1 pseudogene is annotated in these 512 nt (G+C 50.8%); it reads left to right on the top strand.

Features of this window, described 5'->3' with window-relative positions:
- Positions 1-13 precede the first annotated feature (13 nt).
- Positions 14-508 (top strand): annotated as a pseudogene (locus R7190_RS30970) (cyclin-dependent kinase inhibitor 3 family protein).
- The last annotated feature ends 4 nt before the right edge of the window (positions 509-512 follow it).

The raw sequence follows: 512 nt of genomic DNA, 5'->3' as shown, positions 1-512 counted from the left end.
ATAGGAGTTCACAATGTCTCATCCTACATGGCAATTAGATTTGGACTCTGGTGCATTAGTCCTAACACCGTGCCCGGGTACGAAAGGCGTCGATTTGCAAACGTCTTTACAGCAATTAAAAGAGTAGGGTGTTCAAGCGGTGGTTACGGCATTGGACAATGCTGAGCTAGCATCGAAAGACGTCGCGGATTTGGGTGAAGTTACCCAACAACTGGGCATGAAATGGTTCCAGATCGAGATTGAAGATGATTGCGCACCCAGTGAGGATTTCGCGGTGAAGTGGCAACAAGCTAGCCCTGAACTGCATGCGATTCTTGCTCAAGATGGCAAAGTCGCGATGCACTGCATGGGCGGCTCGGGTCGCACTGGTTTGTTCGCAGCTCACTTACTGCTAGAAAAAGAATGGACGCTGGACGATATCGTGCGAGAAGTTCAGGCACTGCGCCCAGGCGCGTTTACCAAACCAGTGCAGCTTGAGTACATCGAACGGGTGGCAAAAGACGCGTGATCAA

This window comes from Vibrio sp. 1078-1, from assembly GCF_033340475.1.
This window is presented reverse-complemented; position numbering and strand designations above follow the sequence as displayed.